Origin of the sequence: Streptococcus australis (assembly GCF_047463015.1) — a bacterium.
GTDB lineage: Bacteria > Bacillota > Bacilli > Lactobacillales > Streptococcaceae > Streptococcus > Streptococcus australis_F.
Map to the genome: position 1 here is coordinate 1 of NZ_JASHER010000008.1, position 13,856 is coordinate 13,856.

Sequence of the window (13,856 nt, forward strand, 5' to 3'; positions counted from 1 at the left end):
CTTGCATGTATTAGGCACGCCGCCAGCGTTCATCCTGAGCCAGGATCAAACTCTCATTAAAATAATTGTTTGTCTTAAACTCATTCTGTCACTGACAGATTTATTGTTTTTTCATTGTTCAGTACTACAACTTCTGTTGTAGCGCCCTGCACATTGGTTCGTCTTGTTCAGTTTTCAAAGGTCTTTGTCGCTCTCGCGCGACAACTATATTAGTATATCACGACCATATGACCTTGTCAATATCTTTTTTCTATTTTTTTAAATTTTTTATTGTTTTTTTGATTTTAGAAACTTTATCTTCTTATAATATAGGAAAGCTCCTGTATGTTCTACAGGAGCTTTCTTAGTGTATTAGCTTATTTTTCTTTGACTTCAAGAAGTCCTACATCTCCATCTTCGCGACGGTAGATGACGTTTGTTGTGTTATCTTCCACATCTTTGTAGATGAAGAAGTCATGTCCCAATAGTTCCATTTGTAGGATGGCTTCATCTAGTTCCATTGGTTCAATGTCAATCGTTTTTGTGCGGACAACTTTTTCAAGAGCAACACTTTCCTCAACCAGAGCGTCTGTAAAGATTTTGCTGGTTGCAGATTTGCTACGATTTTTCTTTTCAATTTTTGTTTTATTCTTTCGAATTTGACGTTCAATCTTATCAACTACCAAGTCGATTGATCCATACATATCTTGAGAAACATCTTCTGCACGAAGTGTAATGGAACCAAGTGGAATCGTGACCTCAACTTTCGCAGTTTTTTCACGATAAACTTTTAGATTTACGCGGGCATCCAATTCTTGCTCTGCTTGAAAATATTTTTCAATTTTTTCGAGTTTAGAAACGACGTAGTCGTGAATGGCTTCTGTTACTTCTAGGTTTTCACCACGGATACTATATTTAATCATATAAGTACCTTCTTTCTAAACGTTTTTCTTTTTATATCTTTATTATAACGCTTTCATTTTGTTTTTGCAAATATATTTTTGATTATTCTATCTTGCTATTGAAAAAGATCTTATTTCTTTCACCCCATTTACAATTAACATTTCTTTAGCTCTTTCGATGGTTGCTCCTGTTGTATAGATATCATCCACTATCACTATATTCTCTGGCCAGCTTTGATTTTCTGGCTCTATACGTTCAAAGGCTTGTTCTGCTTTCAATCTTTCCTTTTTATTTTTTTGTGATTGGGCCTTTGTATCCTTTTTTCTCAATAGGTCTTGATAGGGGATCCCCGCAGAATCTAAAATGGCTGTTACTTGATTAAAGCCCCTTTTCTTTTTTCTCGCATCGCTTAAAGGTATGGGAACTATGGTATAGCCTTTATATTTTTTTAGTTCTGCCTTCATTTCTTCAGCAAAGAGACAAGCTAACAATTGGTCACCCTGAAATTTGTACCTTTGAAAATATTCCTTCATTTCTTCATTATAATAATAAAGCGCTTTATGATTTACCTTCTTTCCTTTTCGTTTCCACTCTTGGCAATCTTCACAATAGGTTTCTGAGGATTTCTTATAACAAGACCGGCAACTAGCTTCACTAATTGGGTCAAACTTGTTTTTACAGTTGTCACACATTGTTGGATTATCCTTTTTCATTAGGATGAGGCTCTTTAAGGATTCTTGATTGAAAATCTCTTCATCACATAGCAAACAATTACTCAAAAACCTGCCTCCCGATTCATTTCTTTTATTTCTTTAATAGCTTGTGTCATCTCTTTGCTACTACCTTCTGCCAAGTATAGTAATTCCCCTGTGGGTCTTTCCATACTTCTTCCCACACGACCAGCGATTTGAACCAGAGCGCTCTTGGTAAACAGTCGATGATTGGCCTCAATCACGAACACGTCTACTTTAGGGAAGGTGACCCCCCGTTCAAGAATGGTCGTTGACACAAGGATGGTGATTTCTTGATTGCGAAATTTTTCTACCAATTCCAACCTATTTTCCGTTTTAGAGGTTACCAGTTCGATGTTTTCATCCTTGAAGGCCTTCCTTAATAGAATGAGGATTTTTTCTCCTAATTCGATTTCTGATACAAATAGGATTAGGGGGAAGGAGGTCTTCCGTTGTTCTTTTATTAGCTTGAGCAACTTCATTGGCACTTGTTTCTTTTCTACTTTTTTACGTAGATCTTTTAACCATATTTTCTTAGGGACCACAAGGGGATTGCCATGAAAGCGTCTAGGTAGGCTAACGCGTTTTATCTCCTGTTTTTTGACCTTTTTATCCAATTCTTCTGTGGAGGTAGCTGTCAAATAGATGAGCTTCCCATTCTTGGTCACTGCATTTGAAACGGCATGATAGAGAACGGGGTTGTCAACAAAAGGAAAGGCATCGACTTCATCGATTATGAGGAGATCGAAAGCTTGGTAAAATTTGAGTAGTTGATGAGTAGTGGATATGACAAGAGGCGTTCGGAAATAAGGGTCTGAATCACCGTGCAACAAGGAGATGGGACAGGAAAAGTCCAGCGTCATCCGTTTATACAATTCAATACACACGTCAATCCTTGGTGTAGCAATGCACACACATGTCCCTTTTTTAATCGTTTCCGCCACCACTTGGTACATCATTTCCGTTTTACCTGCTCCTGTTACTGCGTGTACCATCATCGGCTTGCTTTCTGTTAAGGATTGAACCAACTCCTGGGAAACCCGACTTTGAAAAGGAGTTAAGGTTCCCTGCCATCTTAAGACTTCTTCTTGCGGAAAGGCTTGTTGGGGAAAGTAGTAGAGTGCTTGGTCACTCCTAACTCTTCCTAATTGAATGCAGGCTCTACAATAGTAGCTTCCTATCTGTAGTTTCCATCTAGTCTTATCAATCTGGGTTCCGCACCGATTACAAGTCAACGCCGTCTTTTCCTGCACTATAGCTGGTAGTTGCTGAGCCTGCTCAAGCAGGTCATCCTCCAGTTGGTCTTGGGTGAACAAGCGTCCATAACAATCTTCAAGTTTCATACTTATATATTCGTAAAAGCTCGCAGTTTTAAGAGTTTTTTTGTAAAATAAATGTATGGAATACAAGACTTTTAAAGAGGACGGTCTCGTCCAAGAAGAAATTAAAAAATCCCGCTTTCTTTGCCATGTTAAACGAGTTTATACTGAAGAGGAAGCACGCGACTTTATAGCCGCTATCAAAAAGGAACATTATAAGGCAACTCACAATTGTTCTGCTTTTGTCATTGGAGAGCAATTTGAAATTAAACGGACCAGTGACGATGGCGAACCGAGTGGGACTGCTGGCGTGCCCATGCTTGGTGTTTTAGAGAATCACGAACTGACCAATGTCTGCTGTGTCGTCACTCGTTATTTTGGAGGCATCAAGCTAGGAGCCGGTGGACTCATTCGCGCTTATGCTGGCAGTGTCGCACAAGCTGTAAAAGAAATCGGTCTCGTTGAAATAAAAGAGCAGGTTGGTCTAGGGATTAGCTTAACTTACCCCCAATACCAAGAGTTTGCGAACTTTTTATCCGCTCACCAATTAACAGAATTCCAGACAGACTTCACCGATGCTGTCTTTAGTCTGATCTATGTAGATAAAGAGCAAAAAGAGGATGTGATTGCGGAACTGATTGATTTTTACCATGGAAAAGTTGAGATTAGTGATCAGGGGTTAAAGGAAGTGGAAGTTCCTATCCCGTTATAAAAAAAGGCTATCACCTTGATAGCTTTTTTATATTTTACAAACCTTCTTACTGGCGGTATACTGGATACACTAACAAAGGAGTGTATATCGTATGCCAATCTATCAAAATATTACAGAATTAATCGGAAAAACACCTATTGTAAAATTGAATCACCTAGTACCTGAAGGGGCTGCTGAGGTCTATGTTAAATTAGAAGCCTTCAACCCTGGTTCATCTGTCAAAGACCGGATTGCTCTTAGCATGATTGAAAAAGCAGAACGAGATGGACTTCTTCAACCTGGTTCTACTATCGTTGAAGCAACCAGCGGAAATACAGGAATCGGTTTATCATGGGTCGGAGCTGCCAAAGGGTATAAAGTGGTTATCGTCATGCCTGAAACCATGAGTGTTGAACGTCGAAAAATCATTCAAGCTTATGGAGCAGAACTTGTCTTAACTCCAGGTAGTGAAGGAATGAAAGGAGCTATCGCTAAAGCAGAAGAAATCGCTGCAGAACGAAACGGTTTCCTTCCCCTCCAATTTAACAATAGCGCCAACCCAGAAGTCCATGAAGCAACAACAGGACAAGAAATTTTAGAAGCTTTCGGACCAAATGGATTGGATGCTTATGTCAGTGGTGTTGGAACTGGTGGAACTATTTCAGGTGTTTCTCATGCCTTGAAAAAAGTCAACCCAGCTGTCCAAGTCTATGCAGTTGAAGCAGATGAATCAGCGATTCTTTCTGGTGAAAAACCTGGACCACACAAAATCCAAGGATTGTCAGCAGGTTTCATTCCAGAAACGTTGGATACCAATTCTTATGATGGCGTAATCCGCGTCACTTCTGAACAAGCTTTAGAATTAGGTCGCTACATTGGTGGAAAAGAAGGATTCTTAGTTGGGATTTCATCTGCTGCCGCTATCTATGCAGCAATTGAAGTCGCTAAAGAGCTTGGAGCTGGTAAAAAAGTCTTGGCTTTGGCACCGGATAATGGGGAACGTTACCTTTCAACTACCCTTTACGATTTTGATCAAGAATAAAAAAGAGGCTACGATGTAGCCTCTTTTCTTTCTATCTGCAGAAACAAATTCTTATTTTCCCTGACTGGTGTCACTCAAAAATTCTTTACTTTCTTTAATCCAAATAGGTAATTGTTTGGCTAAAGGAGTAAAACCGATCTTATGGCGATCATTTGAAAAACGATGATGGCGAAAATGCTTTCTGTTCCCAGCTTCTAAGGCTCGAAGGGACAAGCTAGCCTTCCCAGAGTATTCATCTATATCAATAACCTGGGTACAAACTTGATCCCCAATTTTTAAGATATCATGAATGTTGTCGATATATCCACTGCGGATTTCAGAAATATGAATCAAACCGGTTACCCCTGTCTCTAATTCAACAAAGGCTCCATAAGGTTGCAAGCCTGTCACAACACCCTTGAGTTTATCCCCGATTCTCATGCCTCTCCCTCAATGTCAATCGATTCCATGACCACGTCTTCTTTAGGTTTGTCCATGGCACCTGTCTCAACAGCCGCAATTGTATCCAATACTTGATAAGAAGCTTCATCCATCAATTGCCCGAATACTGTGTGACGACGGTCCAAATGAGGAGTTCCTCCTTCTTCTGCATAAATCTCTGCAATGGCTTCAGGCCAACCACCACGGGCAATTTCCTTTTTAGAATAAGGAAGGTGTTGGTTTTGAACAATGAAGAATTGACTACCGTTGGTATTTGGACCAGCATTGGCCATGGATAGCGCACCACGGATATTGTACAACTCTTCTGAGAATTCATCTTCAAAAGACTCTCCATAGATGGATTCTCCACCCATACCTGTTCCAGTTGGGTCCCCACCTTGGATCATGAAATCTTTAATGATGCGGTGGAAAATCACTCCATTGTAGTAGCCATCTTTTGCAAGTGCAATAAAATTTGCTACTGTTTTCGGTGCTTGATCAGGGAAGAGACGAATCTTCATATCTCCATAGTTGGTATGAATCGTCGCAATTGGTCCTGTTTCTTGATCCATTTTTGTTTGTGGTAAGTGCAATTCTTTTTCAACCATTTTTAACTCCTCTAAGGCATGTAAGATGCCATCTTCTTCTAAATTTTTTGTGACATAATCTGCTTTAGCTTTTAATGCATCCTGGGCATTCCCCATGGCAATCGCTAAACCAGCATAGTCAAATAGTTCTAAGTCGTTCAATCCATCCCCAAATGTTAAGACATTTTCTGGTTTGAATCCCAATTTTTCGACTACTTTTGAGACACCATGAGCTTTTGATTGCTGATCTAAGACAACATCTGATGAGATTGGGTGCCAGCGAACCAAACGCAATTTTTGCTCCAAATTCTCAGGTAGGGCATCAACTGTTTTACCAGTCTCGAAAGTCCACATCTGATAAATGGGATGTTTTGCAGCAAAATCGGGATCTACTGGTAGCTTTGGATAAATGGGGTCAATAGCCCGACTTATCTCTTCTGTCCGAGTCGAAAGAGCTGCTTGATGACTCCCAACCAAACCATAATGAATCCCTACCTGCTTAGCCCAAGCAATAAAGTCCTGAACAAGTGGATTTGGTACCCTTTCTTCATAAATGACATGCTCCTTACGATCAATCACGTAAGAACCATTCAGAGTGACGTAAAAGTCAGGTTGGAGAGCCTTGATTTCTTCTGGCACTCCAAAAATCCCTCTTCCACTAGCAATAGCTGTGTAAATTCCTTTTTCTCGTAATTGAGAGAATACTCTGGTGACCGAAGCCGGAACATAGCCGATCTCAACGTTTCGTAAGGTATCGTCAATATCAAAAAATACTATTTTAATCTTTTTTGCTTTGTAGCGTGTTTTTGCATCCATGTAGGTCTCCATTCAGTATGCTGTCTATTATAGCATGTTTTTGACTAAAAATCTTCCTGAGAAACCAAGTGATGCTGGAAGGCATAGACCACTGCCTGAGTACGGTCGCTCACTTCTAATTTTGACAAAATATTCGATACATGGGTCTTGACTGTTTTTAATGAAATGAATAACTCATCAGCAATTCGTTGGTTTTCATATCCTTTGGTTAGCAAAGCTAAGATATCTCGTTCACGCGCTGTCAAGTCATCATGGAGTTCCACGTGGTTTTTCCGATACTCTACTTTTTGGCTGACCTCTGTCTCAATTGCCAACTCTCCTTGCTCCACCTTGCGAATGGCCCGTAAAATTTCCTCTGCACTAGAGGTTTTGAGCATATAGCCCTTGGCTCCCGCATCCAAGACAGGATAGATTTTTTCATTGTCCAAATAGGATGTCAGGATTAATATTTTTGCATCTGGCCACTCCTTTAGGATTGCGAGTGTCGCTTCAATCCCGGTCATATGGGGCATGACAATATCCATAATGATGACATCTGGTCGCTCCTTTAGGGCTAACTCAACACCCTCTTGACCATCACTGGCCTCTAGGACTTGATCAATTCCATCTTGCATACTTAAATAGCTTTTCAAGCCTAATCGGACCATTTCATGATCATCTACTAGTAATAATTTCATCATCTTCTCCTTCTACTAATGGCACTTTAATATCAATAGCCACTCCCTTTTTGGGACTGGTCAAAATCTTAATTCTTCCTGCCATGTCATCTACTCGATCCTGAATATTCTTCATACCGTAACTTAGTTCACCCAAAGATTCTGGATCAAATCCCACTCCATCATCTGCTAATTTCAGATGGAGAGATTGTTCTGTTTGCAACAGATAAACATCCAAGCGCTTCGCATGGGCATGTTTTAGTGTATTGCTCACTACTTCTTGTACAATTCGAAAAATATGCTCTTCAATAGTTTTTGGTAACTTTTGAACATCGTGTTCAAAGTATACTTCTAAATTGCTCTTTTCTTGTAGTTCTCTAAAAATCACCTGGAGACCTTCTACCAAGTTTCGACCTTCTAATTCTGTCGGCCGCAAGTGTAACAATAGAATCCGCAAATCGTTTTGAGCAGTATTTAGAATTTCTGTGACCCCCTTCAACTGTTGCCCTACTTTAGGGAGTTGAAGAACTTGATCCTGACTGGCTACACCAGACAAAATCATATTAGCTGCAAATAATTCCTGGCTCACCGTATCATGGAGATCTCGGGCAATTCGCCGTCGCTCTCTTTCGACAATCTCTTCTTCATTTTGCATGACTCGATTTTCTGTTCGTTGCAAATTTTCTGTCAGGCGTTTGAGCTTGCGATCCAAGCGTTGAAACTCTTCATTAATCTCTTTGTTTTCTCCGAGTTTTAGCTTCTTGCCTTCGAGCAAGTTTCTCAGGTTTTTTTGGACGGTGTTCATGATTGTAAATTGAATCAATTTAATCAATAGAATCATCAAAATAGTCAGAGCAACCGTCAAGCCAAAACCAATAAACAGAAAAGCACGCAGTTTGGATAAATCTTCCAATAGATAAGTCCACTGAAAGTCGAAAAGACCAAAAATAGAATGGATAATAACAGCTAGAATTAAGACCGTATAAAGGAAGATTAAAAGATAGTCTGTTCGTTTCATCCTCTGACGACCTCCACATCTCCTACAATCCCCGCAATAACAAGTTTCACTGTTCGATGGGAACTTCGATAATTCGGTGTCTCCATGCTTACTGTCTCATTTCTCAATTTCCTAGGTTTTTGAGAGAAGAGGCGCAATTCTCCATATAAGGTATTCACCTGCAAACTCAGCTCCACATCCACCGGCAAAATAATTTTCGTATTGCCAAACATCTTTCTCATGATGATGACATTGTCATGATTCACAACAATCACTTCGTCTAAATGGATCGTATCCCGCCCCACTAAACGAGTAATCGTTAAATCACGAAAATGGCAGTTTACCTTTGAAAAATGATGCAGATCCCCAATCCAAGGTGTTTTCTCTTGTCGGATTTCTACATCTTCCTCATAATCTATCTTCACTTCTTCATTTTCACGGTAAAAATAGGGATAAGCCACCAGCATGGCATAGACAACGGCAAACAAAAGCGCAGCGATGACGTAAGGATTTAACATGACAATAAAAAACAGCAGAATGCTGGATGCCACTAAAAGAAAATTACTCCGCTGTTTTCCAATGTAATAATACAATAGAAGCAAGCAAAGGACCACGATTAGGACGATACGAGATATATTTCCCGCCAAAATAGTGATTGCAGCCATGGTGAGTAACAAAGCTTCAACAAACACAAACAATTGAATCTTCCACATAATTGAACCTCTCCATTCTATTTTATCAAAATTCCAAGGGATTCGCTTCAGACTCTAGAAGGATTCGTTAACAACTCTCTCTGTACTAAAAAAACCAGACCGATTGGGTCTGGTTTTATAGAGTCATCACGTTACGACTCTGGTTCAGAAGAGGCTGAAGGCTCCGTATTGGAATGGGATTCCACTGTTGTAGAGCTTGAGCTTTCTGATGAACTGCTTGAAGCTTTCGTGCTACTTGATGGTTCCGTCTTCGGTTCGTATATAGTCAAGACAATGCGAGTCTTTTTAATATCAATGCTCGATTGAGCTTCTGGAGTCTGACTCACAATTTGACCTGGTAAGACTTCTACACCAGCCGGAAGATGCGATGTGGTTTTCCGTTCAATATTTGCTTCCTTCACCCCGTAGATTTGAACGAGATTAGAGACAGCAAATTCATAATAAGAACCAACATAACTTGGTAACTCGATTGAATTACTTTCCTTCGATACTTTCAGAACAACCTTGGTATTAGAAGTCAAATCATATTTTTGACCAGCAGCAGGAGATTGCTCAAGCACGATTCCTGGCTCCACTTCATTGGTCTCGACTTCTTCAATCGAAATCAGCTTGCTAGAAAGCTTATAGGTGGTTTTCAGATCGTTTTCCGCATCTTCTCTAGACCTACCAGTATAGTCCGGCATATCAAAGGTGCTTGGCCCTTTCGAGACAACCAAATCAACCTTGCTGTTTTCCTTTTTCTGAGCTCCTGCATTTGGATTGGTACGGATTACATAGCCCTCCAGCACCGAATCACTGTATTCTTCTTTTTCGTCTCCCACTTGAAGATCCTGATCTTCAATGATAGCACGCGCTTCTGCTACCGTTTTTCCAGATACATCCGGAACTGTTTTGTTGGCTGGACTCATATAAAGAAGAAAGGCAAAGGCAGCTAGTACCAAAGCTAGGGCTACAAACAAGACCTTGTAGCGCGTCCGCAAACGACGACGTGGCTTATTTTTTAGAGAAACTGGAGCTGTTCGATCCTCTGAAGCCACTGGTCGGTCCTCATGAACTGTAGGACGAACCTCTGATGTTGGAAGTGGAGCCGGTTTTGGAACCACATTCACCTTTGGTAGGGTCTTAGTATCCGCTTTTGAAGCGTCATCAAAGACTAATTTTTTCTCATTACGGCGTTCATAAGATAGACAACTTGACAAGTCGACATACATTTCAGCTACCGACTTATAGCGATCGGATAGTTTCTTCGCTGTGGCCTTAATCACCACATTTTCCAAAGCCTGCGGAACATTTTTGTTCTCTTCAATGATGGACGGAAGTGGTTTTTGGAAATGTTGCAGCGCAATGGTCACTGCACTATCCCCATCATAAGGGATATGACCCGTCAGCATTTCGTAGAAAATGATCCCCATTGCATAGATATCACTTTGAATAGAAGCTTTCGATCCTCTGGCTTGCTCTGGTGATAAATAATGAACCGAACCCAACATAGAGTTGGTCTGGGTGAGACTGGTCTCTGCAAAGGCTACTGCAATCCCAAAGTCAGATACCTTGGCATTTCCGTCCGATGTTAAAAGGACATTTTGAGGTTTCAAATCACGGTGAATAATGCCTTGCGTGTGCGCCAAGCGCATAGCAAGGAGGATTTGCCCCATCAAGCGAACAGCTTCTTCATTTGAGAGAGGGGCATTTTCTTTGATATAACGTTTCAAGTCCAAACCAGCGACATATTCCATCGCCAAGTATTGCTGGCCATCCTCTTCACCGATATCCGTGATCCGAACGATATTTGGATGATCCAAATCTGCCATCGCTTTGGCCTCTCGTTGGAAGCGTGCAACTGCAATTGGATCTGTTTGGTAATTGGTCCTCAGTACTTTAACTGCAACTTCTTCACCATCTAAGATTAAATCCCGAGCGAGGTAGACATCTGCCATCCCTCCACGCCCGATTTGACGGATTATCTTATATCGTCCGGCAAAAATTTTGCCGATTTGAATCATGCCACATCCTCCTCAGCAAAGTGGATTAGTACAACTGTAATATTGTCCAAACCGCCAGCATTATTCGCAAAGCGAACCAAGGTTTTTGCCTTTTCTTCAACCGATAAATCGCTAACAACGATATCACGGATTTCATCGCCAGAGATCATATTGGTTAATCCATCACTATTAATAACAATGAAATCTCCTGCTTCAACCGTAACCATACCAAAATCCGGTTGCAATTCATCTTTTTGTCCAATGGATTGGGTGATGATATTGCGTTGGGGATGATGAGCTGCCTCTTCTTCCGTAATCTGTCCTGCCTTGAGCAAGGCGTTTACTAAAGAATGGTCACTGGTCAATTGATGGTATTCCCCATTACGCACGAGTCCAATTCGGGAATCCCCTACATGCGCAAATAAGACTTGGTCATCAATAACGGCAACAGCTTCGAGAGTTGTTCCCATTCCTTTATGTTCTTCATCTTGACCAATGCGATGGATCTGCTGGTTTTCTTTTTCCAGATACTCCGCAAACCACTCTCTGACTTCGTTAATGGTGCTGATTTCAGTCGCTACCCAAGCAGCGCCGAGATCGGTAACAGCCATCTCACTAGCAATATTACCAGCACGATGCCCCCCCATCCCGTCAGCTAGAAAAACCATGGATTTTCCCGCTTTATTTTTATATTGATTTGCATAGTCTTGGTTATTTGTCCGTCTTTGACCTACATCGGTTAAGATAGAAATTTCCATACTGTCCGTATCCTCCTGAGATTACGATATTCTTCGAAAACGACTAATAAAGAAACCATCGCTTCCATACAATTCTGGTGTAATTAAAATACAGCCATCTTTCAGAATATCTTTTCGTTCATGATCTAATGGCACGAGTTCAAAATTTGGATGGGTTTCTAAAAACTGGTCAACCACATCAAAATTCTCTTCTCCTATAATTGTGCATGTACTGTAGACTATTATACCATCTTTCCGCACACTTTGACAAACTCCATCCAATATTTCCAATTGAATCGCCTGTAGAGACGCAAAGTCAGCATTGTCTTTATTGTACTTGATGTCTGGCTTACGGCGGATCAAACCAATCCCAGAGCAAGGGGCGTCTACCAAGATTTTATCAAAGGCATCCGCTCCAAAAGCTTCAAAGACCTGGCTGGCATCCAGTTTTTTTGTCTGAATTTTATCTGCAACTCCCAGACGTTCCGCGTTTTCCTGAATTAATTGGAGCTTATGATCGTACAAGTCCAAGGCTGTGATCTTCCCATCTACTAGATAAGAAGCTAGATGGGTGGTCTTGCCCCCAGGTGCTGCACAGGCATCTAATACCTGGTCTGATGGTTGGACCTCTAAAGCCGGAGCGACCAATTGACTGGTCTCATCTTGAATGGTTAATTTCCCTTGTTTGAAGTAATCAGAGCCTGCAAAATAGCCATTTTCTTTCACAAGAGCTGTTGAGGCCAACAAGGAATCCGATGCCTGCAATTGCTCCTTGATCTCTTCTTTTTGATCCAGATCGACAACACGAACACTAGCCTTGTTGCGAACATAGAGACTCTCAAAAATCGCAATGGCCCGCTGTTCACCATACTCGTCCATCAACTTTTTCACCAACCAAACCGGAAGAGAATAGCGGATTGAAAGTCGTTTGTTGATTCGTTTAATCTGGTCAATTGATGGAAGCTCCTCTCGTAGCATTTTCCGTAAGAGAGCATTGACATATTTTTCACTCCCCTTCTTCCGTTGCTTGGCAAGCTCTACTGCTTCATGGACAACAGCATGGGGAGGAATTTTCTCCAGATAGACGAACTGATAGAGGCTCATCAATAAAAGATGATAGATCCAGGGATCTACTTGGTCCCGATCAGCGACAAAGTGCGATAGATACCATTCCAAGGTTAGTTTGCGTGAAACCGTCCCATAGACGATTTCGGTTACTAGACTTTTATCCACATCTGACAAGGTTGCCTTGCCCAAGGATTTTTTGAGGGCGATATTTGAAAAAGCACCGTCCTGGAAAATCTCTCCTAGAGTAGATAGGGCCACCCCTCGTGCAGTCTGCATCTTATTTACCAAATTGATCACCTACTTGCAGTTGTCGCCCCAAACCATTTAAGAAATCTCCGACAGCCATCTTGGGTTTACCAGCTGGCTGAACAAGGGTCAAGGCTAAGGCTCCCTCACCCGTCGCAACAACGATTTCATTTTTATGGAGAGCTAAAATTTCCCCTGGTTCTCCTTGACCTTCACACGGTTTTGCTTGGTATATCTTAAAGCGTTCACCCTTCCATAGGGTATGGGCAACTGGCCAAGGATACATGCCTCGAACTTGGTTAAAGAGTTCACGGTTGGTCCGTGTCCAATCCAGGCGTTCTTCTTCTGGCTTGATATTTGGAGAGAAGGTGACTTGTTGGGAATCCTGCGGTTGGGGCTTAAGCTCTCCCGCAAGGTAAGCTGGCAGAGTTTCTAAAAGAAGATCCCGGCCAACAAGAGCCAATTTCTCAAATAGGGTTCCCACATTGTCTTCCTCTAAAATAGGGATGGCGCGAGAAGAAATCATATCTCCAGCATCCATCTCTTTGACCATTTCCATGATGGTCACACCAGCTTCTTTATCCCCATTCATGATGGCATAATGAATAGGCGCTCCACCACGGTATTTTGGAAGAAGAGAAGCGTGCACGTTGACAGAAAACTTCATCGCCTCTAACAAACGACTCGGCAAAAACTGTCCAAAGGCTGCTGTGACAATCCCATCTGCTCCCAAAGCCAATAAGTCTTCTAGTTCTTGGCTTCCAGATAGTTTCTCCGGCTGGTAGATTGGCAAGCCCGCTTCTAAAGCCGCTTCTTTTACTGGTGTCATTCGAATTTCTTTTTTACGACCAACTGCTCGATCTGGTTGGGTCACAACGGCTAGAATCTCATAGCGTTCATCAGAAATCAAGCCTTTTAAGACTGTAGCTGAGAAATCAGGCGTTCCCATAAATAGTATTTTTGTCATTT

The 13,856-nt window shown here is 41.4% G+C and carries 14 protein-coding genes and 1 rRNA gene; 2 read left to right on the forward strand and 13 right to left on the reverse strand.

The annotated features are described in order from the left end of the window. From QM873_RS07825 to QM873_RS07840, 4 genes are all read right to left on the reverse strand, one after another. Positions 1 to 61: ribosomal RNA gene (locus QM873_RS07825) — 16S ribosomal RNA — on the reverse strand; the annotation flags it as partial. Between the two features lie 295 nt (positions 62 to 356). Beyond that, positions 357 to 902 (reverse strand): ribosome hibernation-promoting factor, HPF/YfiA family, encoded by a 546-nt coding sequence (hpf, locus tag QM873_RS07830; RefSeq protein ID WP_006596830.1) that lies wholly within the window; start codon positions 900 to 902, stop codon positions 357 to 359. Between the two features lie 87 nt (positions 903 to 989). Next, entirely contained in the window at positions 990 to 1,595 is a 606-nt protein-coding gene (locus QM873_RS07835) for a ComF family protein (protein ID WP_129270675.1), read from the reverse strand. Between the two features lie 62 nt (positions 1,596 to 1,657). Beyond that, positions 1,658 to 2,956: a DEAD/DEAH box helicase gene (locus QM873_RS07840; RefSeq protein WP_129270673.1), complete on the reverse strand. Its 1,299-nt coding sequence runs from the start codon at positions 2,954 to 2,956 to the stop codon at positions 1,658 to 1,660. A 55-nt stretch (positions 2,957 to 3,011) separates the two neighbouring features. Here QM873_RS07840 and QM873_RS07845 point away from each other — a divergent pair, with 55 nt between their 5' ends. Both QM873_RS07845 and cysK read left to right on the forward strand, forming a co-directional pair. Then, a complete protein-coding gene (locus QM873_RS07845; RefSeq protein ID WP_048715308.1) occupies positions 3,012 to 3,644 on the forward strand; it encodes a YigZ family protein in 633 nt (210 codons plus the stop codon). A gap of 91 nt (positions 3,645 to 3,735) precedes the next feature. Beyond that, entirely contained in the window at positions 3,736 to 4,665 is a 930-nt protein-coding gene (gene cysK / locus QM873_RS07850) for a cysteine synthase A (protein ID WP_048715306.1), read from the forward strand. A 51-nt stretch (positions 4,666 to 4,716) separates the two neighbouring features. On the opposite strand, the gene QM873_RS07855 is transcribed toward cysK, so the two are convergent. From QM873_RS07855 to fmt, 9 genes are all read right to left on the reverse strand, one after another. Beyond that, entirely contained in the window at positions 4,717 to 5,085 is a 369-nt protein-coding gene (locus QM873_RS07855; RefSeq protein ID WP_048715304.1) for a S1 RNA-binding domain-containing protein, read from the reverse strand. Then, the gene (locus tag QM873_RS07860; RefSeq protein WP_343094245.1) at positions 5,082 to 6,488 is read right to left on the reverse strand and encodes a bifunctional Cof-type HAD-IIB family hydrolase/peptidylprolyl isomerase; all 1,407 of its coding nucleotides are present in this window, start codon (positions 6,486 to 6,488) and stop codon (positions 5,082 to 5,084) included. Before QM873_RS07860 ends, QM873_RS07855 begins: the two co-directional genes overlap by 4 nt. 44 nt (positions 6,489 to 6,532) lie before the next feature. Next, a complete protein-coding gene (locus tag QM873_RS07865; protein WP_048789433.1) occupies positions 6,533 to 7,165 on the reverse strand; it encodes a response regulator transcription factor in 633 nt (210 codons plus the stop codon). Continuing rightward, positions 7,143 to 8,162, reverse strand: coding sequence for an envelope stress sensor histidine kinase LiaS (locus QM873_RS07870; protein WP_048691922.1), 1,020 nt, complete (start codon positions 8,160 to 8,162; stop codon positions 7,143 to 7,145). The genes QM873_RS07865 and QM873_RS07870 overlap by 23 nt, the downstream gene beginning before the upstream one ends. Beyond that, the gene (liaF, locus tag QM873_RS07875) at positions 8,159 to 8,854 is read right to left on the reverse strand and encodes a cell wall-active antibiotics response protein LiaF (RefSeq protein ID WP_048691924.1); all 696 of its coding nucleotides are present in this window, start codon (positions 8,852 to 8,854) and stop codon (positions 8,159 to 8,161) included. Before liaF ends, QM873_RS07870 begins: the two co-directional genes overlap by 4 nt. A 131-nt stretch (positions 8,855 to 8,985) precedes the next feature. Beyond that, positions 8,986 to 10,857 (reverse strand): Stk1 family PASTA domain-containing Ser/Thr kinase, encoded by a 1,872-nt coding sequence (gene pknB / locus QM873_RS07880; RefSeq protein WP_195348307.1) that lies wholly within the window; start codon positions 10,855 to 10,857, stop codon positions 8,986 to 8,988. After that, positions 10,854 to 11,594 (reverse strand): Stp1/IreP family PP2C-type Ser/Thr phosphatase, encoded by a 741-nt coding sequence (locus QM873_RS07885; protein ID WP_048715296.1) that lies wholly within the window; start codon positions 11,592 to 11,594, stop codon positions 10,854 to 10,856. The genes pknB and QM873_RS07885 overlap by 4 nt, the downstream gene beginning before the upstream one ends. Before the next feature lie 21 nt (positions 11,595 to 11,615). Continuing rightward, complete coding sequence (gene rsmB / locus QM873_RS07890; protein WP_414279121.1) at positions 11,616 to 12,929, reverse strand: 16S rRNA (cytosine(967)-C(5))-methyltransferase RsmB; 1,314 nt, start codon at positions 12,927 to 12,929, stop codon at positions 11,616 to 11,618. Beyond that, on the reverse strand, positions 12,919 to 13,854 hold the full coding sequence (gene fmt, locus QM873_RS07895; RefSeq protein ID WP_414279123.1) for a methionyl-tRNA formyltransferase: 936 nt from the start codon (positions 13,852 to 13,854) through the stop codon (positions 12,919 to 12,921). Before fmt ends, rsmB begins: the two co-directional genes overlap by 11 nt. Positions 13,855 to 13,856: the final 2 nt, after the last annotated feature.

Coding starts and splice junctions, on each gene's coding strand:
- hpf (WP_006596830.1), bottom strand. CDS start 902: ATGATTAAATATAGTATCCGTGGTGAAAACCTAGAAGTAACAGAAGCC.
- QM873_RS07835 (WP_129270675.1), bottom strand. CDS start 1,595: ATGAAAAAGGATAATCCAACAATGTGTGACAACTGTAAAAACAAGTTT.
- QM873_RS07840 (WP_129270673.1), bottom strand. CDS start 2,956: ATGAAACTTGAAGATTGTTATGGACGCTTGTTCACCCAAGACCAACTG.
- QM873_RS07845 (WP_048715308.1), top strand. CDS start 3,012: ATGGAATACAAGACTTTTAAAGAGGACGGTCTCGTCCAAGAAGAAATT.
- cysK (WP_048715306.1), top strand. CDS start 3,736: ATGCCAATCTATCAAAATATTACAGAATTAATCGGAAAAACACCTATT.
- QM873_RS07855 (WP_048715304.1), bottom strand. CDS start 5,085: ATGAGAATCGGGGATAAACTCAAGGGTGTTGTGACAGGCTTGCAACCT.
- QM873_RS07860 (WP_343094245.1), bottom strand. CDS start 6,488: ATGGATGCAAAAACACGCTACAAAGCAAAAAAGATTAAAATAGTATTT.
- QM873_RS07865 (WP_048789433.1), bottom strand. CDS start 7,165: ATGAAATTATTACTAGTAGATGATCATGAAATGGTCCGATTAGGCTTG.
- QM873_RS07870 (WP_048691922.1), bottom strand. CDS start 8,162: ATGAAACGAACAGACTATCTTTTAATCTTCCTTTATACGGTCTTAATT.
- liaF (WP_048691924.1), bottom strand. CDS start 8,854: ATGTGGAAGATTCAATTGTTTGTGTTTGTTGAAGCTTTGTTACTCACC.
- pknB (WP_195348307.1), bottom strand. CDS start 10,857: ATGATTCAAATCGGCAAAATTTTTGCCGGACGATATAAGATAATCCGT.
- QM873_RS07885 (WP_048715296.1), bottom strand. CDS start 11,594: ATGGAAATTTCTATCTTAACCGATGTAGGTCAAAGACGGACAAATAAC.
- fmt (WP_414279123.1), bottom strand. CDS start 13,854: ATGACAAAAATACTATTTATGGGAACGCCTGATTTCTCAGCTACAGTC.